The 21455-nt window shown below is 34.3% G+C and carries 16 protein-coding genes; 2 read left to right on the top strand and 14 right to left on the bottom strand.

Features of this window, described 5'->3' with window-relative positions:
* Positions 1-41 precede the first annotated feature (41 nt).
* The 6 genes from ACZ2G0_RS13600 to ACZ2G0_RS13575 all read right to left on the bottom strand — a co-directional run bounded on the left by ACZ2G0_RS13600 (position 42) and on the right by ACZ2G0_RS13575 (position 8669).
* The gene (locus tag ACZ2G0_RS13600) at positions 42-1832 is read right to left on the bottom strand and encodes an acyl-CoA dehydrogenase family protein (protein WP_470308063.1); all 1791 of its coding nucleotides are present in this window, start codon (positions 1830-1832) and stop codon (positions 42-44) included.
* 31 nt (positions 1833-1863) lie between these two features.
* Entirely contained in the window at positions 1864-2229 is a 366-nt protein-coding gene (locus ACZ2G0_RS13595) for a four helix bundle protein (RefSeq protein ID WP_470308062.1), read from the bottom strand.
* A gap of 84 nt (positions 2230-2313) precedes the next feature.
* Positions 2314-3495, bottom strand: a complete 1182-nt coding sequence (locus tag ACZ2G0_RS13590) for an acetyl-CoA C-acyltransferase (RefSeq protein ID WP_470308061.1) — start codon at positions 3493-3495, stop codon at positions 2314-2316.
* Positions 3496-3590: 95 nt separating this feature from the next.
* Positions 3591-5981 (bottom strand): 3-hydroxyacyl-CoA dehydrogenase NAD-binding domain-containing protein, encoded by a 2391-nt coding sequence (locus tag ACZ2G0_RS13585; protein ID WP_470308060.1) that lies wholly within the window; start codon positions 5979-5981, stop codon positions 3591-3593.
* An 80-nt stretch (positions 5982-6061) separates the two neighbouring features.
* Positions 6062-6544: a MarR family winged helix-turn-helix transcriptional regulator gene (locus tag ACZ2G0_RS13580; protein ID WP_470308059.1), complete on the bottom strand. Its 483-nt coding sequence runs from the start codon at positions 6542-6544 to the stop codon at positions 6062-6064.
* A 349-nt stretch (positions 6545-6893) separates the two neighbouring features.
* Complete coding sequence (locus tag ACZ2G0_RS13575) at positions 6894-8669, bottom strand: AMP-dependent synthetase/ligase (RefSeq protein WP_470308058.1); 1776 nt, start codon at positions 8667-8669, stop codon at positions 6894-6896.
* 311 nt (positions 8670-8980) lie between these two features.
* On the opposite strand from ACZ2G0_RS13575, the gene ACZ2G0_RS13570 reads away from it, so the two are divergent.
* Positions 8981-10270, top strand: coding sequence for a metal-dependent hydrolase family protein (locus ACZ2G0_RS13570; protein WP_470308057.1), 1290 nt, complete (start codon positions 8981-8983; stop codon positions 10268-10270).
* A 198-nt stretch (positions 10271-10468) separates the two neighbouring features.
* On the opposite strand, the gene ACZ2G0_RS13565 is transcribed toward ACZ2G0_RS13570, so the two are convergent.
* The 6 genes from ACZ2G0_RS13565 to ACZ2G0_RS13540 all read right to left on the bottom strand — a co-directional run bounded on the left by ACZ2G0_RS13565 (position 10469) and on the right by ACZ2G0_RS13540 (position 16422).
* Positions 10469-10981, bottom strand: coding sequence for a CIA30 family protein (locus ACZ2G0_RS13565; protein ID WP_470308056.1), 513 nt, complete (start codon positions 10979-10981; stop codon positions 10469-10471).
* A gap of 81 nt (positions 10982-11062) precedes the next feature.
* On the bottom strand, positions 11063-12025 hold the full coding sequence (locus tag ACZ2G0_RS13560) for an alpha/beta fold hydrolase (protein ID WP_470308055.1): 963 nt from the start codon (positions 12023-12025) through the stop codon (positions 11063-11065).
* Positions 12009-13619 carry a GMC oxidoreductase gene (locus tag ACZ2G0_RS13555; protein ID WP_470309849.1) on the bottom strand — a complete coding sequence of 537 codons (1611 nt, stop codon included), beginning with the start codon at positions 13617-13619 and terminating at the stop codon, positions 12009-12011. Before ACZ2G0_RS13555 ends, ACZ2G0_RS13560 begins: the two co-directional genes overlap by 17 nt.
* Before the next feature lie 58 nt (positions 13620-13677).
* Entirely contained in the window at positions 13678-14181 is a 504-nt protein-coding gene (locus tag ACZ2G0_RS13550) for a DUF4199 domain-containing protein (protein WP_470308054.1), read from the bottom strand.
* A 279-nt stretch (positions 14182-14460) separates the two neighbouring features.
* Positions 14461-15528, bottom strand: a complete 1068-nt coding sequence (gene amrB, locus ACZ2G0_RS13545; protein ID WP_470308053.1) for an AmmeMemoRadiSam system protein B — start codon at positions 15526-15528, stop codon at positions 14461-14463.
* Between the two features lie 444 nt (positions 15529-15972).
* Positions 15973-16422 (bottom strand): YdeI/OmpD-associated family protein, encoded by a 450-nt coding sequence (locus ACZ2G0_RS13540; protein WP_470308052.1) that lies wholly within the window; start codon positions 16420-16422, stop codon positions 15973-15975.
* A 382-nt stretch (positions 16423-16804) separates the two neighbouring features.
* On the opposite strand from ACZ2G0_RS13540, the gene ACZ2G0_RS13535 reads away from it, so the two are divergent.
* Positions 16805-18400, top strand: a complete 1596-nt coding sequence (locus ACZ2G0_RS13535; RefSeq protein WP_470308051.1) for an IS1182 family transposase — start codon at positions 16805-16807, stop codon at positions 18398-18400.
* Positions 18401-18479: 79 nt separating this feature from the next.
* Here ACZ2G0_RS13535 and ACZ2G0_RS13530 read toward each other — a convergent pair whose 3' ends face one another.
* Together ACZ2G0_RS13530 and ACZ2G0_RS13525 are read right to left on the bottom strand one after the other, a co-directional pair.
* On the bottom strand, positions 18480-19061 hold the full coding sequence (locus ACZ2G0_RS13530) for a hypothetical protein (protein ID WP_470308050.1): 582 nt from the start codon (positions 19059-19061) through the stop codon (positions 18480-18482).
* Positions 19062-19383: 322 nt separating this feature from the next.
* Positions 19384-21450: a hypothetical protein gene (locus ACZ2G0_RS13525; RefSeq protein ID WP_470308049.1), complete on the bottom strand. Its 2067-nt coding sequence runs from the start codon at positions 21448-21450 to the stop codon at positions 19384-19386.
* Positions 21451-21455: the final 5 nt, after the last annotated feature.

Here is a 21455-nt window from a genome sequence, read left to right as displayed (position 1 = left end):
CGGTCATTAACAAATAATCAACTAAAAACTATCTTTTGTGCTTAAAAACAGTATTCGTTTTCAGCAACTAATTTTGATGTAATCGTTTCTTTCAAAGCCACAACATTTGGCATGTTTGTGTATTTGGTAAAACGTCTTAAACCCATGAGCATCATACGTTGCTCATCTCCTTCTACGAATGAGATAATAGCTTCTTTACCTTTTTGAGTCACAATATCAACTGCTTGGTATAAGTACAATTGTGCCATTGCAATTTGCTCTTTTACTTTATCAGCACCTTCTTTCTTAGCTAATTTCTCAGTTCTAAGAATAGTACTTTCAGCCATGTAAATTTCGATCAACATGTCTGAAGCTGACATCAATATTTGTTGGTGAGAGTCTAATTCAGTTCCGAATTTTTGAACTGCACTACCAGCAACCATCATGAACGCTTTTTTCAATTTAACGATCAAGTCTTTTTCTTCAGCAAATAATTCCGAGAAGTCTGGAGTATCAAATGAAGGAATACCCATTAATTCTTCACCTACTTTTGTAGCAGGTCCTAATAAATCAACGTGCCCTTTCATTGCTTTTTTAATCAACATACCTACAGATAGCATTCTGTTGATTTCGTTTGTACCTTCGTAGATACGAGCGATACGCGCATCTCTCCAAGCAGATTCCATAGGAGTATCCTCAGAGAATCCCATTCCACCAAAGATTTGAATACCTTCATCAGAACAGTTTTGAACGTCTTCAGAAACAGCTACTTTTAAGATAGAACACTCAATAGCGTATTCTTCAACTCCTTTTAATTCTGCATCTTGATGAGTAGATCCTTCTGCTTCACGAGCGATGATTCTATCTTCGATATTTTTGGAAGCTCTATATGTTGCACTTTCTCCAGCATAACAGCTAGTTGCCATATCTGCCAATTTAGAACGAATAGCTCCAAATTGAGCAATTGGTGTGTTAAATTGCTGTCTTTCGTTTGCGTAAGCAACTGCATTTGTTATTACTCTACGTTGTGCGTCAAGACAAGCCGCAGCAAGTTTAATACGTCCAACATTTAAAGCATTCATTGCAATTTTGAATCCGTTTCCTCTTTCTGACAACATGTTCTCAGCAGGAACTTTAGTTTCGTTGAAGAAAACCTGACGAGTAGAAGAAGCTCTGATCCCTAGTTTGTGCTCTTCTTCGTTCATTGAAATTCCATTTGCAGGATCATTTTCTACGATGAAACCAGTAATGTTTTTATCATCACCAATACGTGCAAAAACGATGAATACGCTACAGAAACCTGCATTCGAGATCCACATTTTTTGTCCAGTGATAGAGTATGTTTTACCATCTTCAGATAAAACAGCTTTCGTTTTTCCTGAGTTAGCATCTGATCCAGCACCTGGTTCAGTCAAACAGTAAGCACCAAACCACTCACCTGAAGCTAATTTAGGTACGTATTTCTGTTTTTGTTCTTCACTACCGTATAAAGTAATTGGCATAGTACCAATTCCTGTGTGTGCTCCAAAAGCCGTTGAGAACGATCCCGTTGCTCCAGAGATGTAATCACATACTAAAACGGTGTTTACAAATCCCATTCCCATTCCGCCATACGCTTCAGGAACTGCTACACTTAAGAAACCTAAGTCACCCGCTTTACGCATTGTTTCTTCAGTTAAAGCATAGTCTTTCTTTTCGAAACGGTCTTTGTGAGGCCATAATTCTTTATCTACGAACTCTTTTACAGAGTCACGCATCATTATTTGTTCTTCATTGAAGTCTTCGGGAGTGAAGATATCTTCGCACTTTGTTTCTTTTACAAGGAATTGTCCTCCTCTAGTTACGTCGCTCATTTTTTTGTTTTTTAGATAAAAGATGAAAGAATCAAGAAGAAAGACTAGCGTCTAACTTACTAATGAATCCTGTAGTCATCTTTTGAAATTCAATTATTTTGTTTTCTATTTCTTCAGTTTTATCCTTCGACAGATATTCGTTTTGGCAAGCGATCAATAATTGAGTTTGTAATTCAAACGAAGAACCTAAACTTATATTCAAGTAATGTTGAAAATGTTTATTACTTCTATTCGAACCTTCTGCAATATTTGATGGCATCGAGACAGCGGAACGATTCATTTGACTTGTTAAACCATAGACCTCGTTCTTTGGAAAAGTTAGACACAACTTATGTATGTCAGATGTAATTTCCATCGATAAACTCCAAATTTTTAGATTCTTAAAGTTGTGTCTCATTTATCATTCAGCCGTTATTTAAATATGACCTCGTTTCTCGCAAATCTTGTGTCTTGTCTCTTGCTTCTTTATTCTATACTAAAATTATAGCAGCTCATAAACCCCAGCACTACCTTGACCTGTACCTACACACATAGATACAATTCCGTATTTGCTACCGCGGCGTTTCATCTCGTCAAATAATTGAACGGATAATTTTGCTCCTGTACATCCTAGTGGATGACCTAAAGCTATGGCACCACCGTTTACGTTGATGATATCAGGATTTAAGTTTAGCTCGCGAGTTACTGCTAATGCTTGTGATGCAAATGCCTCGTTTAACTCAATTAAATCGATATCATTGATTGACAATCCCGCTTGTTTCAATACTTTTGGAATTGCTTTTACGGGTCCGATACCCATGATTCTTGGTTCAACACCAGCTGAGGCAAAATTTACTAATCTTGCAATTGGTTCTAGGTTTAATTCTTTAACCATTTCTTCGCTCATGATAAGTACAAAAGCAGCTCCATCACTCATTTGTGACGAGTTACCTGCGGTTACGCTTCCGTTAGCTTCAAAAACGGGTCTTAATCCTGCTAAAGCTTCTTTCGAAGTTCCGGCTCTAGGTCCTTCATCTTTGTTTACAACATAAGATTTTGTTTCTTTTTTACCATTTTCATTCAAGAAGGTTTGCTCAACAGTAATAGGAACAATTTGTTTGTCAAATTTCCCTTCAGCTTGCGCTTTCAAGGCCTTCATGTGTGAGTTGTAAGCAAACTCATCTTGGTCTTCTCTAGAAACTTTAAACTGCTGTGCTACGGCTTCGGCTGTTAAACCCATTCCCCAGTAGTAGTCTTCGTTTCCTGCTTTTGCAACAGCATAATCCGGAGTTGGTTTGTAACCACCCATCGGAATAAAACTCATGCTCTCAGCTCCACCTGCAATAATACAGTGTGCCATTCCTGATTGAATTTTGGCTGTAGCCATACCAATCGTTTCTAAACCAGATGCACAGTAACGGTTTACAGTCACTCCAGGAACATCCTCTACTTTTAATCCCATCAAAGAGATTAAACGAGCAACGTTAAGTCCTTGTTCTGCCTCAGGCATCGCGTTACCTACCATGACGTCGTCAATACGAGTCTTGTCAAAATCAGGCAGTTCATTCATCATGAATTCGATGGTTTCTGCGGCTAATTCATCAGGTCTTTTAAATCTAAAAACTCCTTTTGGTGCTTTACCAACTGCAGTTCTGTATGCTTTTACTATATAGGCTGTTTTCATATTTTTTCTTTTAGAGATTTTTAGAAGAAAGAGACAAGAAGAAAGAGGAGAAATTTAGTTCAGCATCTTGCTTCTTGTATCTTGGCTCTATTTTCTTAGTTACGTAGCGGTTTCCCTTTGGTTAGCATAAATTGGATTCTTTCTAATGTTTTTCTTTCTGTACATAATGACAAGAAAGCTTCACGTTCCAGATCTAATAAATATTGTTCGCTAACTAATGTTGGCTCAGATAAATCACCACCAGCCATAACATAGGCTAGTTTGTTAGCAATTTTCTTATCGTGCTCAGAGATGTATTTACCCGCTTCCATTTGGTCTGTTCCAACTAAGAACATTCCTAAAGCTTGTTTTCCTAATACTTTTACGTCTGTTCTGCGAATAGGTTGTGTGTAACCTGCTTCGGCCATAAGTAAAGCATGTTTCTTAGCTTCGGCAATTTGACGGTCTTTGTTCACTACAATAACGTCTTTACCATGTTGTAATAATCCAGTGTCAAATGCTTCGTAACCAGATGTCGATACTTTTGCCATAGCAATAGTCAAGAAATACTCTTGTAAAACATTTAGCTCTACGTCATTTTTATGGAATAAGTCTGATGCACGCAATGCTAGTTCCTTAGAACCACCACCACCAGGAATCACACCTACACCAAATTCCACTAATCCCATGTATGTTTCTGCGGCAGCAACAACTTTATCAGCATGTAAGCTCATTTCGCATCCACCACCAAAAGTCATTCCGTGTGGTGCTACAACTACTGGAATAGAAGAGTAACGCACACGCATCATGGTGTCTTGGAACATTTTGATTGCCATATTCAACTCATCATATTCTTGCTCCACAGCCATCATAAAGATCATACCAATGTTTGCACCTACAGAGAAGTTTCCGGCTTGATTACCAATAACTAAACCTTGGTATTCTTTTTCGGCTAAATCAATTGCTTTGTTGATCGCTTGTAAAACGTCACCACCAATTGTATTCATTTTTGAAAGGAACTCTAAGTTGATGATTCCATCTCCTAGATCAGTGATAACTCCACCACTGTTGCTCCATATTTTTTTGCTTTCGCGAATGTTGTTCAGGATAATAAAATCATCTTGTCCAGGAACTTTAACTTGTGCTTTTGCAGGAATGCTGTAAAAGTGAGTTGCACCATTTGCAACTGTGTAGAAACTTTTGTTTCCAGCAGCTAGCATTTCAGTTACCCAAGCAGCTGGTTCAAGACCTTCTGCTTTCATGATTTCAATTCCTTTTTCTACTCCAATAGCATCCCAAATTTCGAATGGTCCGTTTTCCCAACCGAAACCAGCTTTCATAGCATCGTCGATTTTGTATAATTCGTCTGAGATTTCAGGAATTCTATTTGAAACATAAGCAAACATTCCAGAAAAACTTTTTCTGTAAAATTCACCTGCTTTATCTTTTCCTTTTACAAGAACTTTAAAACGGTTGATTGGTTTGTCGATCGTTTTCGTTAATTCAAGTGTTGCAAAAGAGGCTTTTTTAGCAGCTCTATATTCTAAAGTATCTAAGTCTAAAGTCAGAATTTCTTTTCCTTCTTTTTTGTAGAAACCTTGTCCTGTTTTACTACCTAACCATTTATTCTCCATCATTTTGTTTACAAACTCAGGAAGTTTAAATAAGTCGTGTTGCTCATCGTTAGGGCAGTTTTCATAGATTCCGTTAGCAACGTGCACTAAGGTGTCTAATCCTACAACGTCAACCGTTCTAAAAGTAGCCGATTTTGGACGACCAATTACTGGTCCAGTCAATTTGTCTACTTCTTCAATCGTTAATCCCATTTCTTTTACCAAATGAAACAAACTTTGGATTCCGTAAATTCCAATACGGTTACCAATAAACGCTGGAGTATCTTTAGCAACAACCGAAGTTTTTCCTAAAAATTTCTCTCCATATATAGTAAGGAAGTCCAAAACCTCTGATGAAGTTTGTGGGCCAGGAATAATTTCAAATAATTTTAAGTAACGCGCTGGGTTAAAAAAGTGAGTTCCACAAAAGTGTTTTTGGAAATCTTCAGACCTTCCTTCACTCATAAAGTGAATTGGAATACCTGAAGTGTTCGAGGTAATCAACGTTCCTGGCTTACGGTATTTTTCAACTTGTTCAAAAACTAGCTTTTTGATATCTAGCCTTTCAACTACAACCTCAATGATCCAATCAACGTTTGCAATTTTTGCCATGTCATCAGTCGTGTTACCTGTCGTGATGCGATTGGCAAATTTTTGACTGTAAATAGGAGAGGGCTTTGATTTTAAAGCATTACCTAAATGCTCATTTACCAAACGATTGCGTACTGCTTTGCTTTCTAATGTCAGTCCTTTTTTAGCTTCAGCTTCAGTAAGCTCTCTAGGAACAATATCTAGAAGCAAAACTTCGACACCAATGTTAGCAAAATGACAAGCAATTCCAGATCCCATTATTCCGGATCCAATTACTGCTACTTTTTTAATTGTGCGTTTCATACTTTTTTTTATTTTATTTTTTTTGATAGAAAAAAATTTCGTTTCTTGTTTCATCATTTTGGATGGAACTTGTCGACTCTTTATTTTTCCGTATTTTCTGTTTGATGCGCCATTTCATTGGCAGCTGAGTTAGTAAAAATATTTTTCTCTAAAATGAGTTCATTTATAATTTCCGAAACTTCAATAAAATGTTGCAGTTTTTCCTCTGAAATATTATGTTTTACAGCTTCATTGAATTTCAAGACCGTATTTTTAGATAAGTCTCTTTTTTCCTTACCAAAGGGGGTTAGGTATATTAAAACACCACGACCATCTTCAGGATTTTTTTTACGAATGATCAGTCCTTTGTCTTCCATTGATTTTAAAGTTCGAGTCAAACTCGTGGCTTCCATTCCCATTTTAGGACCAAGAGCCGTCGATGGTGTCCCGCCCTCCTTGTCAATACTTAACAAAGCAAAACCGGTAGCCATGCTAGCATCATATTTAGAGGCTTCTTCGTTGTACATGCGTGCAACTGCTTGCCAAGTAGCTCGAAGTATGTAATCTATAGTTTTGTCTTTCATATTTTCGCAATCGATTTCAAATATACTAAAAAAATACTATGCATGCATAATAAATTGAAATAATTTTTTGTTAATAATACCTAAAGATAAAAAAACTAATCGTCGTTTGCTGAAAAGCAGCTTCTTTTTGATTGTTGTTAAAGTTCTAGTTGATAGGAATTAAAGCTGTTTCAGAAGTAAAAAGGAGGGATTTTTAAACAGTTCAGTTCTTTTCAATCGTAAAAGCAGTACTGTATAAGGGTTGAATTAGATTATCCTGTAGATATTACATTTACAAGCAAAAGGGCTATTTAAAATTTTTTGCATAAAAAAACCACGAATAAGAATTCGTGGTTTACTATGATTGCTACTAGTTGTAAATTTTATCAAATAAATTTTCATATATTTTCAAGATAATCTTTCTCTTTAATTTAAGGGTAGGAGTTAAATGTCCTCCTTCAATTGACCAAACATCTGGAGTAAGTTCAAATCGTTTGATTTGCTCCCAATGACCGAATTTTGAATTTATTTGGTCGATCTCTTCTTGGATTCGGGCAATTACCTTTTCGTTAGTAGTGATTGCTTCGTTAGTAGATCCAATGTCAAATTTGTGCAACGCGGCCCATTCTTTTACAAAGTCAAAATTAGGTTGAATAAAGGCAGCAGGCATTTTTTGACCTTCACCGATTACCATTATTTGTTCGATAAAACGAGATTGTTTCATCATGTTTTCAATCATTTGAGGTGCAATGTATTTTCCTCCGGATGTTTTAAACATCTCTTTTTTACGATCTGTGATTTTAAGGAAGCCATCTTTATCAAATTCTCCTATGTCTCCAGTATGAAAATAACCATCTACGATTACTTCACTTGTTAACTGCTCATCTTTAAAGTAACCCATCATAACATTTGGTCCTTTGCAAAGAATCTCACCATCGGCTGCAATTTTTACTTCAACGGTATCAATTACTTTACCTACCGTTCCAACTCTAAAACCGTTGTTGCGTAAATCATTTACTGAAATTACGGGTGAAGTTTCGGTTAAGCCATATCCTTCCATTACTGGAATTTCGGCAGCAGCAAAAATGCGAGTTAATCGTGTTTGTAACGCTGCACTTCCTGATACCATTAGTTCTAAATTTCCACCCAAACCTTCTTTCCATTTGCTAAAGATTAGTTTTCGTGCAATTTTCAACTGAAATTCGTACCAAGCGCCATTAGCTCCGTAGGGTTCGTAACGTAAACCTAAGTCGATAGCCCAGAAAAATAAGCTTTTCTTGATTCCAGTTAGTTCTGTTCCTTTTGCATAAATTTTATCGTATACTTTTTCCAATAATCTTGGTACAGCAGTAATCACAGTTGGTTTTACCTCCTTGATGTTATCGCTGATTTTTTCGATTGATTCCCCAAAGTATATGGAAACACCATAGTATTGGTATAGGTACAAAATCATTCTTTCAAAAATATGGCAAACAGGTAAAAAGCTTAATGCACGACTGCTTCCAGCTTCAAATGGAATTCTAGGGGCACTATTTAATACATCCGAAACGATGTTTTTATGCGATAGCATAACTCCTTTTGGTTTTCCTGTTGTACCTGAGGTATAAATAATGGTTGCCAAGTCCTCTGTATGGACACTGTTTTTGCAAGCTTCTACTTCATTTTGATTGCTTTGATCTTCACCTAATTCTAATACTTTTTTCCAATTTTTACAGTCAGCAATCGAATCAAAGCTATATACTTCTTTTAAATGAGGTACTTTAGATCTAATCAAATTAATTTTGGCTAGAACTTCTTTATCAGAAACAAAACAATAACTTGCCTCAGAGTGGTTTAATATATACTCATAGTCATTTTCGGAAATTGTTGGGTAAATAGGTACAGTTTGCGCACCAGTTTGTAGTACCCCAATGTCCATTATATTCCATTCAGTTCTATTATTTGAAGAAATAATAGCGATTTTGTCCCCTTTTTTAACTCCCATTCTCAAGAGCGCTCTCGAAACAGTGTTGGCTTTTGCGATATATTCTTGGGTTGAAGTTTTTACCCAAACTCCATTAACTTTGCTTACCAAAGCATCAGGAATAGTAGTGTATTTATCTTGTTGATAATATGGAAAATCAAAGAGGCGTGTTATCGAAGTCATTATAGGGGATATTGAATTTATTCGCAAATTAAATAAAAATTAGTGATATTTTTTAATTTTTAAAAATTAAATGGTAAAAATAAATAGAAAAGAAATTTTTTTACAATATCGATTTCGTATTCAGAAGGCAATGCATTTTGTACCCTTGTAATAGAAAGACTAAATCCTGTTTTGTTTAACAGCGCTTTTTATTGTCTACATTTAAATCAATTCCTAATTTTGGTAGATTACTTTCATTTGAGAAAAATGGGGTACTTTCAATGAATGGCAGTTCTATTATTTTTTCATATCTTTCAAATAAAAATATCGATATGAAAAAAAGATTTCTTTTATTGACCGTCCTCATAACTACCGTTTCATTTGCTCAAGATACGTACATCCAATGTGGGAAAATTATTGATACCAAATCGGGGAAAGTGTTAACCAACAAAACAATTATCGTTTCTAATAAAATGATAAAAGCCGTTCAAGATGGTTTTGTAGTAGGTAACAATCCACAAGACAAAACTATAAATTTGAAAGAACAGACCGTCATGCCCGGTTGGATTGACATGCATGTTCATGTTGAAGAAGAGACAAGTGCAACGCATTACGCTGATGAATTCACACTAAATGATGCAGATATCGCATTTAATTCTTTAGGATTTGTAAAAAGTACTTTAATGGCTGGATTTACAACAGTGAGAGATTTAGGGGGAACAGGAATTAATGTGGCTTTGCGAAATGCTATCAATCAAGGAAAAGTTGTGGGTCCAAGAGTTTTGACAGCCGAAAAAGCATTGGCTTCAACAGGTGGACATGCAGATCCTACCAATGGCTATCGCAAAGATTTAATGGGTAATCCTGGGCCAACTGAGGGCGTAGTAAATGGTGTAGATGATGCTAAACAAGCAGTAAGGCAACGGTATAAGAATGGCGCTGATTGGATTAAAATTACGGCAACTGGTGGTGTTTTGTCTGTAGCTAAAAGCGGAACTAATGCGCAGTTTACTCAAGAAGAAATGGATGCTATTGTAAAAACAGCCAAGGATTATGGATTACAAGTAGCAGCACATGCACACGGAGATGACGGAATGCAACGTGCTATCAAAGCCGGTGTAAAAACCATTGAGCACGGAACCGAAATGAGTGACGCTACCATGGATTTAATGATAAAAAACAATACATTTTACATTCCAACACTTTCAGCTGGAAGCTTTGTTGCTGAGAAAGCACTGATTCCTAATTATTATCCGGCTATTGTAGTACCAAAAGCGTTAGCCATTGGACCAAGAATCAAAGCTACTTTTGCTAAAGCATATAAAAAAGGTGTTCCAATAGGATTTGGAACTGACGCAGCTGTTTTTCCTCATGGTGAAAATGCTAAGGAGTTCATATTAATGTATGAGGCTGGAATGCCAGCTATGAAAACGATCCAAGCGGCAACAATTGTAAATGCCGGTATTTTGGAGATGGATGATAAAATAGGTGCTCTAGAACCTGGGTTTTTAGCAGATATTGTTGCGACAAATGATGATCCAACAAAGGATATTAAAGCAGTTATGAATGTTGTTTTTGTAATGAAAGACGGACTAATATACAAACAAGAAGCAGCAAAATAGTAAAATTACCGCTTGTTTTTACTTTTTAAAAAGGTAGCAGTACGCATCGTTGTTTATGTAAGCACGATTTGTACTGCTATTTTTTTGGTAGGTTACAAATCCGAATTATAATTGAACAAGTCTTTAAAGTATCGATTGTCATATTACTTTATTTCTTAACTAAGGTGAATAAATACAGACGAGATTGTTTGTTTGGTTTTAATGCATTGTTATAGAATCTAGTTCAAGTTCAAATTGTTCCGTTTTTTTGTTACCAATTAAAAAACTGATTTCTTCTAGAGTTTCTTTTGCAAAATTAGGTTGAGTGAGTTTTCGGCCTCTAAAGGAAGGATAAAAATTTTCAAGTGGCATAGTAATGTTTTGCCATTCCCCTGTGGTTTTAAAAGTTGCTACATAAGAATAATATTCATTTATGTTGGCTTTAAGCCTCAACTGATAGTCCTTGCCATCACCTTTTAATCGCAGGCGAATTGTTGAAAATTGTTTGATCTGTTTTTTTGGAAAGCGATACCGCACAGAGGCAAAGCCACCATTGTTTTCCAATGAAACTTCGCCCCTAAAGACAGCGTTTCCGTCGTTGTTTAGTGCGAACGAACTGCTTGAGGCACCACCCATAACGACGTCATTTACGACCATCCAATTTTGAATATTACTATTAACGGTAAAGTCAAAAATTACATTTGATTGTAAAGAAGCAAATAAAAGTATCATACTAAAAAAGTGTTGCATTTGTTTAAAGGTGCAGTTTTGTTGTCTGCTAAATATAATAAAATTACTTTTAAGGAACAACTACTACTTCATACTATCCTTGGTTTTTATAAAGTTAAGTACTGGTTTTAGACTCTCCAACGGACTTTCTTCCATTGGAGTGTGACCTGATTTTGAAACGATGTGCATTAAATTGTTTGGAATGTCTTTATGGAATTTTGTTGCATTTGATACTGGAATTAATAAATCTTCAGCACCCCAAAGAACCAAGGTAGGTTGCGTTATTTGTTTTATTTTTTTGTACGCTAAACTGTCTTTTATGACAGTAAAACGATCAATGAATGCCTGGCGGTTCCCAGCTCGAAGCGTAAGTTCGTAATAACGATCAATTAAGGAAGAAGTTACTTTAGACTTGTCAAAGTAAATATTCTCAATGCTAGCCTTTACAATAAAGCGAGGTGTAATGTAGGTTAAGACCTTATTGATAATAGGAGTTCTTCCTATTTTAAAAGCAATAGGCACACTTTTAGAAAGTAGGGGGTAACCTGCCGCATCTATTAGTATCAATTTTTCAACCATTTTTGGTTGCTCTAGTGCGTAATTCCAAGCAATTTCGCCTCCCAAGGAATTACCTGCAAGTATGCATTTTTCAACCTTTATTTTATCCAAAAACTGTTTTAAAAACTGGGTATAATGCTGTATTGAATAATCTCGATTAGCAAAAGGTCCTGTGAGTCCGTAGGCAGGTAAGTCCATTCGAATCACACGATGATTTTTGGTAAGTTCGTTGGTCCAAGCATCAAATGTATGCAAACTAGCGGCCGTTCCATGAATTAAAACGATAGGAATAGTATCGTTTTTGTCCCCTTCGTCGCGAAAATGAACATCCATGCCTTCTACCGCAATAAAAGAAGAATTGCTATTGGCGTACTTAGCCTTTAATTCGGTTAAGGGGAGATCACGATGACCAAAAAGTAGTAGTGTTGTAATTAGAAAAATCACTACTAAACCGCCTATGGCCAGTAGTATTCTAGATAAGTATTTCATTAGTGGTTGTTTCGTGTGTCGTAGCTTTAGTAAGCGTTTTTTTAGGCGGAATTTGGTTCATGGCATGCTCCGCAATTGCAGTAATAGACAAAGAAGGATTTACTCCTGGATTAGCTGAAATCATCGAGCCGTCAATTACATGGAGGTTTTCATATCCAAATACTTTATTGTTTTTATCAATAACTCCCTCGTTGGCGTTGGCTCCCATAACGGCACCTCCTAATATGTGTGCAGTGGAAGGTATTCCCGCAATGGTTTCAACAGCAAAGGAGGTACTCACCCCATTTACTGCTTCACTGTATTCTTTGATTAATTTAACAGATTCAGGAATAAATGGAGATGGTTTTTTTCCAGAACTCACGGTAGAATTCATGAATCCAAAAAAGTTAATTTTAAGTTTAAGGGTGCTGTCTAATGTTTGCATAAAGAGCAGTACTACTGTTTTTTTTGCCCAGCTATTTTTTATATAGACATGAAAGTATTTCAAAGGGGATTGAATTAGCGACCCAAGTACCTTTGCTATACGTACGAAAGCATTGCTTCCGGTAACGTAAGGTAAATGAATGAGTTTCCATGCATTTGACCCTTCGGAATAGCGGCATATTTCTAAGTGGCTATTTTCGTCGGTATCTAAAATACTTCCTATTGCAACCCCTTTAGAAAAGTTTTTGTCTTTATCCAAAGTCGATACACTTACTAGGGTTTCATTGTTAGTTCTGATATCTTCTCCTAATCGATCAGAAATACGAGGTAATGATTTACTTTTTAACTGTAAAAGCAGTTTAACAGTTCCTAAAACTCCACCTGAAAAGATAACGCCTTTACTTTTTAATTTTATCTTTTTAGAAAATAGCGTTGTACTAGACTTTATAGAAACTTCGTAGCCATCAGCTCCGTTTTCAGCTTTTATAGGAGTTACATCATAAACCTCTTGCTCCGCCATTATTTCCGCACCATATTGTTGCGCTAAGTGCAAATAGTTTTTATCAAGAGTGTTTTTAGAATTATTTCGGCATCCAGTCATACAAGCTCCGCAAAAATTACAGCCGGTGCGCTCCGGTCCCAAGCCATCGAAATAAGGATCGTTTACTGTTACATTTTCTTCTCCAAAATATACAGCGACTGAGGTGGCATCAAATTTATCTTCCATTCCCAATTTTTCCGCTACTTTCTTTAGTCCAAGGTCACCATCAAATAATTTTGGGTTTTTAGCGGCACCAAGCATTTTTAAAGCTTCCTGATAAAATGGAGCTAGTTCTTTTTCCCAGTCCTTTAGCGAACTCCAACTTCCGGTCTTAAAAAAGGTAGTTTTCGGAATCGGCAATGTATTGGCATAGACCAAAGAACCACCTCCCACACCTGTACCGGAAAGTACAGCAACATGTTTAAAAACTGTTAATTTCATTATACCAAAAAACCGCAGACTAGGTAGCCACAGCCATTTTCTTAAATTCCAATTGGTTTTTGGGAAATCCTCCGCTTTAAACCACTTTCCTTTTTCAATAACGGCCACTTTATATCCTTTTTGAGATAAACGTAGGGCACTTACGGAGCCACCAAAACCACTGCCAATAATAATATAATCGTATTCCATTGTGTCAAATAAATGCTGTTTGTGTACTTTTTTCATCGCTAAATCAATAGCCGCTGTTCTAAGACTGTACTTTTTTAGGAGTGTTTTTTGTTCGTATAAATAACATTGCAACAGCAGTCGTTATAATTCCCATTACTAAGGCACTAATTGCTCCTTGAATGGCATAATTTTCATAGTTGAAATTAGACTTTGCTTCTTCAATCGTGCTGAAATATCCTAATTCCACAGATCGCGAAATAACAGTAGTGAAATAATCAGGAGTTATAAGGTAGGTTGTAATGTATTGTGTAATAGGACTAATAAGCGCAATAAGTAGACTTAAGATAGTACCCGAAATGAACCCTTGCATATAGGTCATTTTACCATTATAAAAAGTATTCTTTTTTTCTTTTAGCGCCAAGACCATCATTGTTATAGCGGGAATAGCAAAGAGGTTGGTTAAGTAGATATGGTAATCAATATAACGATCATGTAAACCGCTCAATTTCTCTACGACCATCCAAAGAAGTCCGACCATTGAAAAAATTATTGCCCATTTGATTTCTGTTTTAATTGATCCCATATTTGTCTTGTAAAAAATTAATAGCTCAAGTTATCATTTTCTTAAGTATTTTCAAATCAATATTATTTAATTTTTTGAAATAAATGTGATTCCTCTTTTTTTAAAGGCGCTAAGATGGGCTAGTGGTTCTTTTTGTTTTCAGGTAACTCTATTGATAAAAAGAAAGTACTATTTATGCTTTCGCTCTTTTTGACTATTTTTCGATCTAAAAAGTAGAAACTAAAAGCAAAACCAACCATTCTCCATTCTATTTAGTTTAGATGATATCAAATTACTTTTTTATTCATATTTTAAACTGGCATAGCCTACCCAGTGTTTTTGCGTAGCTATTGCTGTAGTTCCCATTCCTAAATCTTCTACTATTATAAGAGCATGGTCTATACTTGATTGATAGTCAATCAATTTTCCATTTAAAGCTTTATTAAAAATGGCCTTATTTAATTTATTAGCAAAGTTTAATCCAAAAGGTACCGAATATCGCCCGCACCAAACCCATTTATATTCTTTGTAATCATTCTTTTGAACGGTATATTCGGTGAATGTTTTTATCTTTTCGGTAGTAATTTCGTTCACCAAACAATTAGTAATGATTTCTTTATCTAGTGCTCTCGCTTTTTGGGTTCCCTCATCATCAACTCCAAAAGGAGCTAAATCGCCACTCCACTGTTCATTACCATAATGCACGGCATCATTTGATATGACTACTGCTATATCTTTTCCGTATTGCAATTTCTTCTCTTTTAGAATTTTAGACACTACATCAGAAAGTGCACTGCTACTGTCATCAATCATCGCAAAGTTGAGATATGGAACCAAAATTGGGATAATTTCAAGGTTTTTATTTTTGCGATGTAAAAAAGGAACAATAGCTTCTAATGAATGTTCTAGCTCCTGCATATCATTATGGACAACATACGACGTTTGCGGAAGTCGTTCCATCATTTCAGTATTTAGAGTCGATACTTTTAAATTACCATAGGGTGATTTCCAATGTGTAAAATCTCCAAAAATGATTTTGTCTTGAAGGTTAAAGTTACGAGCGCGATGTGCAACGCCAATTAAAATTATGGTGTTGGCATTAATTCCCTTTAGAGATTCATAGTATAACCGACCTGCATACTTATAATCGTCATGTGGACATATGGCAGCTTTCCATTGTAAGTTGTTTTTAACATCTTTTATCCCCAGTCGGTTATAGATAGAGTCTAATTGCCAATCGTATTTTGTAAATCCAATTGTATCATGCACTTGTCTAATGTGTTTTTCTGAAGCCGTATTTTTTAGTCCGCTTTTGGCAGGTTTACAATTAAGGAAACACAAACAGATTAAAAGTAGAAGTAGTCGCATATGTTATTGGTTTAAGATGGTCTAAGCAATTTATACTAAAAGGGATAAAGTGATTTTGTAACTATTTTTAGTTAAATTGAGATTATGAGTTCAACAGTTTGGTATATAGTAAGGTTGGCGTCATCGAACTTCTTCCAATGTAGTTGATTTTAGTCATTTTTGGTTTATTACTTTTAGTGATTTTTAATTTTAGACTGATCTTAGATTAAAAAATTTTGGTCAAATACGCTTTTTTATACGAACGGCAGAGCCTAAGTATTCCAGCATAATATAAACTAAATTGGTCTGTTGCCATTTTCTTTATTGTCAATTTTTTTCCTTTATTATGCAAAGCTTTATTAGTACAAGGAAAGCTAAGATACTATTTCTGCAGAAATTAGTTAATTTTTTTTATGGATTTTTAAAGATGGTCCTACTTAGGATAAAGTTGGGTATGTTGTGATTTTAATCGTCTAAACCTTTGCCACTAAGAATTTTTGGGATTGATTTCTGTATTCTGGTGTCCCTCGTCTTGGATTGTTTAGCAGAGGAAAAATACAATAGATACGCCTTCTGTCTCCCTGTAGTTAATTTATTAAATGCTACTTTCAAATTGATTATTTCATTTAATGCTACTTGAAATTCTTCGGGAATTTCAAAGTCACTTATTTTTTTCATGTGTACTTCAACACCTGACTCTTCAATTTCGATCGCATTTGTAATGTAGCTTTTAATAACTGATTTTAGATTAATTATTTCTTCCTGTTTTGTAAATCTAATTTGTCTAGCTGATTGTACATTTTTTGTTTGCTGAACTAAAATATTTTGTGGATCATTGATAAGAACTCCTTTCATAAATAATAAAGCACAGTATTCCTTGAAGCCGTGAATTAAAACTATATTTTTTTTTTTCAAAAGTATAGCAGGGGCATCCCCATTTTGCTTCTTCGGTCAGTTTCAATCCAAGTAAAATTTCTCTCAGTTCTTGGTAGGATGCTTTTCATTTTGTAGGTTTTTCAAAAAACCATTCTATACCTGTAATCATTTCTTTAAATGTGTTATGACTTTTCGGGAGGATGACTTTGTAACTATTATGAGATGATGCCTATGGGGTAGGTAGTATATTTAATATGTGATGGTGACCACATAGTATATCCTAAGATAAAAGTTCTTGCGTAAAATAAACGTGAATTTACCACATATTTCGCCATTTTTGCAAACCGCTGTGCTTGTTGCACAACGCTCAAATATACCTAAAAAATTTTGCATAAAAACAGCCAATTTTGTATTTTTAAACATGCAAGGAAAAAAGAATTTTACGCCCCAATTATTCGTTTCGGTTAATCTTATCGACCTAGTTCCAGCGGATAATTTTTATAGACAAGTAGGTAATGAACTTGATTTACAATTTATACGAAAAGCCACAAAAAAGTATTACGGAAAAGAAGGTCAAGAAAGTATTGACCCAATTGTTTTCTTTAAAATATTGCTTGTAGGTTATTTGAACAACATCAATTCCGACAGGAAATTAATAGCTTTTTGTAGCGATAGTTTATCCATTCGCCTGTTTTTAGGCTATGATATTCATGAAGCCTTGCCATGGCACTCAACGATCAGTAGAACCCGTCAATTGTATGGAGAAGAAGTGTTTTTGACCCTTTTTAAAGAAGTCTTGCAAATGTGCGTAAGCAAGGGTATGGTTCGAGGCAAACGCCAAGCCATTGACAGCGTTTTTATCAAAGCCAATGCATCATTAGACAGCTTGATAGAAAAAGAAGTATTAGAAGACGCTAGTGCATTTGTCAACGAACTCGAAGAGAACAGTGAATTTAAAACTACAAGTACAAGAAAAAAGTTAGTAGAACAACATCATGATTGGAAAAAAGAAGCCTATAAAGACATGCCCAAGGGAAGTCAAAAAGGCGATAAAACTGATGAGCATGGCAACTTAATTAGACCTAAATATTTATCAAATCATACGCATTATTCACCTACAGATCCTGATGCAAAAATAAGTGTAAAACCAGGCAAAGCCAGACAACTCAATTACTTTGGTCAAATAGCCGTTGACGATGCGCACCATGTAATCACAGGAGCCTGTTCGGATTTTACAGACAAAAGAGACTCACAGTGTTTAGAGCAAATAGTAGAACTTACAAAAGAGAATCTTGAAGAAAATGATATTGAATTAGAAGAAGTTTTAGCCGATGGCGGTTACAGCAGTGGCGAAGCATTGAGTTATCTCCACCAAAACCAAATCAACGCATTTATTCCCAACTTCGGACAATACAAATCCGAGCGAGAAGGATTTATTTTTAACAAAGAGCTTCATCAATATGAATGTATAAAAGAAGGCGGAAACAAAGCCATTCTTAGTTTTAAAGGCGAGAAAACCGATAGTAAAGGGTACACCAAACGCACGTATCGCAGTAGCGAAAGCAGTTGTAAAAACTGTCTACTACGAGAACAATGCTGCGGTAAAGTCACAAAATACAAAAAGATAGATGATAGCATCTATAAAGAGCATTACGACCGAATGCACCAAAAGCTCAATCAAAACCCAGCATACACCAAAAAGATGATCAGAGTGCGTAGCAAAACCGTAGAGCCTGTCATAGGAACACTAATCAACTTTACCAACATGAAGCGCGTCAATACCCGAGGAATAAAAAATGCCAACAAACACGTTTTAATGGCATCATTGACCTATAATTTGAAGAAATACTTACGCTTTGTTGTCAAAAAACCAACACTTGAACTTCAAAGAATGCAACTAAAAGTAAGCAAAGCAGCAATCTTATGTAAAACCTATTTATATGAACCCATAACAAGGTTTTTAGACTGTCTTATTTTTATAAATAATTATAAAACCAAAAAAAATAACCTTCTTTAAATCGCTTTAAAAAAGGTTGTTTTCTTATGATTGCTGTGGGAACTCATTTTTTGTAGCCGTTGTGCAACGGCTACCGCTGTTATGGTACGTTTTTTATTTCATTTTTTTTAATGTCAAAATATGTTGCAAAATCCGTTATTGGGTTTCCTTTTCTGTCAAAATGAACGATTATTTTGTCACCAATAATTGTTAAAGTATCTGGAATAAAGTTGTTACTATATCGCTTGTCTTTAAAAATTATTTTGTTATTTTCAAGTAAATATTTTCCTTTAAAAACTTCTTCACTGAACATATTTGATGAGACAACTTCGAAGCTATTGTCGGCTCTTAGAGTCAGATGAATCGCAGTCAAATCGTCCATTAAAGTTGCTTCTAACAATTTTCTGCTTTTAAAAATTTCTGAAGTGACTAATCCGTAAACAAAAAAAGTTCCAAGAATTACCAGTCCGATTAATATTCCGTTTCGATTTTTGGTAGTAATTGTTAAAATAAACATTCCTACAAAAGTAATTCCTAATAATACTAATGGTATAACTGAAAAAAGCCAGATTTTTTCCCAAAGGAAGTCTCTTAGAAAGTAGGAAGTTAAAAAGAGTGTTCCTGCAACTAATGTTAATAAATCGTATTTAATTTTTCTGTGCGTCATATTAAAATGTACCATAACGTTCCCACGCTTTGCGAGGTTGCGAGCTTCGTAACTGAGTATTTTCTGTTACTACTAAATTTCTTGCGAACGATAAACGTGAATTTACCACATAATTCGCAATCTCGCAAAACGTGTGTTGGCAGCTGCCATTATCTAATTTTCTATACGTAATATATTAATTTTGTTATACTTGGTAGCAATACTTTAAATAAAAAAAAGCATTATTAAATTTTTTATTACCAAAGACTGCTTTTTAAAAAATTTATAATATTCTTAGAAATACAACGGAATGTTCATTTTGTCTTTATAAACTTGTTATTTGTTAACATTATTTATTTTAATAAAATTCAGATTTAAAAGGAACAAATTCACCTAATTTAGGTAATTGTGAAATTTTGTGAACTTCTAAGCTAATTATTGGTTTTTTATTGTCCTCTTCAATTTTTTTCTTTATTTCTCCTGTTATTAAATTGTACTCTATATCTTCCAGATAATCAGCACTGCCTATTACTCGTTTAACACTTATAAGTTCAAAAGAATTATTTTGAAATTTATATTTATGTGTGTAATAACCTCTTTGCAAAACACAATTAAATGAAATTATTCCATCTTTAAATTCAACTTTATCAAATTGCTCTCCTGAAAAGAATCTATCATCTATGGTTTCAGCATCAGGAAAATCCGGTTTAATTGCTTTTTCAGTTGAAAATACTTCATACTTATTTAGATTATTTATTCTTGATAAGATTATTTCCACTTTGTAAACAGCTTTAGGATTAATTGTATCTTGATATACTTTTAAAACATCTTTAATATTATCAAAATTAAAATCACCCTCAACAATTTGTTTTTCAAAAAAATTGCCTTTTGCTTTAGTATCTAAAGTTGTGGAAGCAATAGATAAATCTACGTTATCATTTTTATTTATCACATTTAATTTTGCGTATTCAACTTCATCATAAATTACACCATTTGCAATATCTTTTTTCAAATAAGAATCGTATTCATAATAACTTGAGTTGCCATATCCTTGAAACTCTGCTTTAGCCTCATTTCGATTGTGTTTTTTACTAAAATAAGTTTCGTTCATAATTACGCTTCCTTTTAACATAAATTCATACCAATACAATAATTCTATACTTGCAATGTCATTAGAATTTTGTAAGTATGCTTGCCAAATGAAAGCATATGGAAATGCGGTATAATCATTTTTTGAAATTTTATCAATAAAGTTTGTTTGTTTAAAGTAATATATTTCTGGTGTTCCGCTGAACGTAATTTTTCTATCGGTTGATGATTTATCCCAGTGTGTATTTTCGTTAGTTAACTTATTATATTCTACGGATCTTAAAAATATTATTTTTCTTAAATCATTTGTAACACCAGTACTTTTAGAATTCATTAGACTTTTCAAATTTGCATTATCAGGCGTAACAGCATCCATATTACCGATGATGTCGTTTTTATAATAATAGTCATTTGTCAATTGCACAAAACCACTAAAAGGGTTAAATACAAGTGTTGGCTGTGGATGATTAACAATTGTGTTATCATATAAAAATGTAGAATTTTTTGAATCATCTTTATTAAAGGTTATACTGTCAATAAAAACTTGTGTTTCATTGTTTCTTTTTGGCAACATTATTTTCGAATATTGTAAGGGTTTACCATTTTTAAACATAGCTGAATGCACAATTTTTCTATCATCGCGTTCACTATTTGAAGTTAGACCATAATGTACAGTTTTAAAATATAATTGTTCACCATCTAAAACACCGTTTTCGTTAAAATTCATTACAGATACTAAATCATCTGAACCATCATTTTTTTCATATAAAATTTGTGTCTTTTCGGAAAAATACCCAACCTTTATTTGATGCATACCTTTTAATCTAAAATTAGAAATTTTTAGTTTTGCATAATTACATTTAGAAAGATTATTTACAATTTTACTATCATCATAATTTTTCAATGGAATCCTCTGATTATTTTGGTTTTCATAAACAATAATTGGCTGATTATTATTTGCATATGATGTGCTAATTTTATTTTTAGATACAAAAATTTGATTTTTGTGATCAATATACCAACTACTCTCAGTAGTATAATTCGATACAATTTCAATGTAAAGAATTTCACCACTTTCCAACCTACCGTTTACATAATTACCAAAGCCATAAATTTTATGGTAAAATTTTCCATTTTTAATTTTACCACCTGGTAAATATTCAATGCTTTCATACAAAGAATTATCTTTGAACTTTTCAACTTTGACAACTTCTAAATCGTTATTTAAATGGTTTTTTAATGTAAAGTCACCTTCTTTTTTTTCTTCAATAATTTGAGAATTAACATTAAAAGAAATAAATGTTATTAAGAATGATAAATAGAATTTAATTTTCATATAAA

The organism is Flavobacterium sp. KKT103 (assembly GCF_055640565.1).
This window is presented reverse-complemented; position numbering and strand designations above follow the sequence as displayed.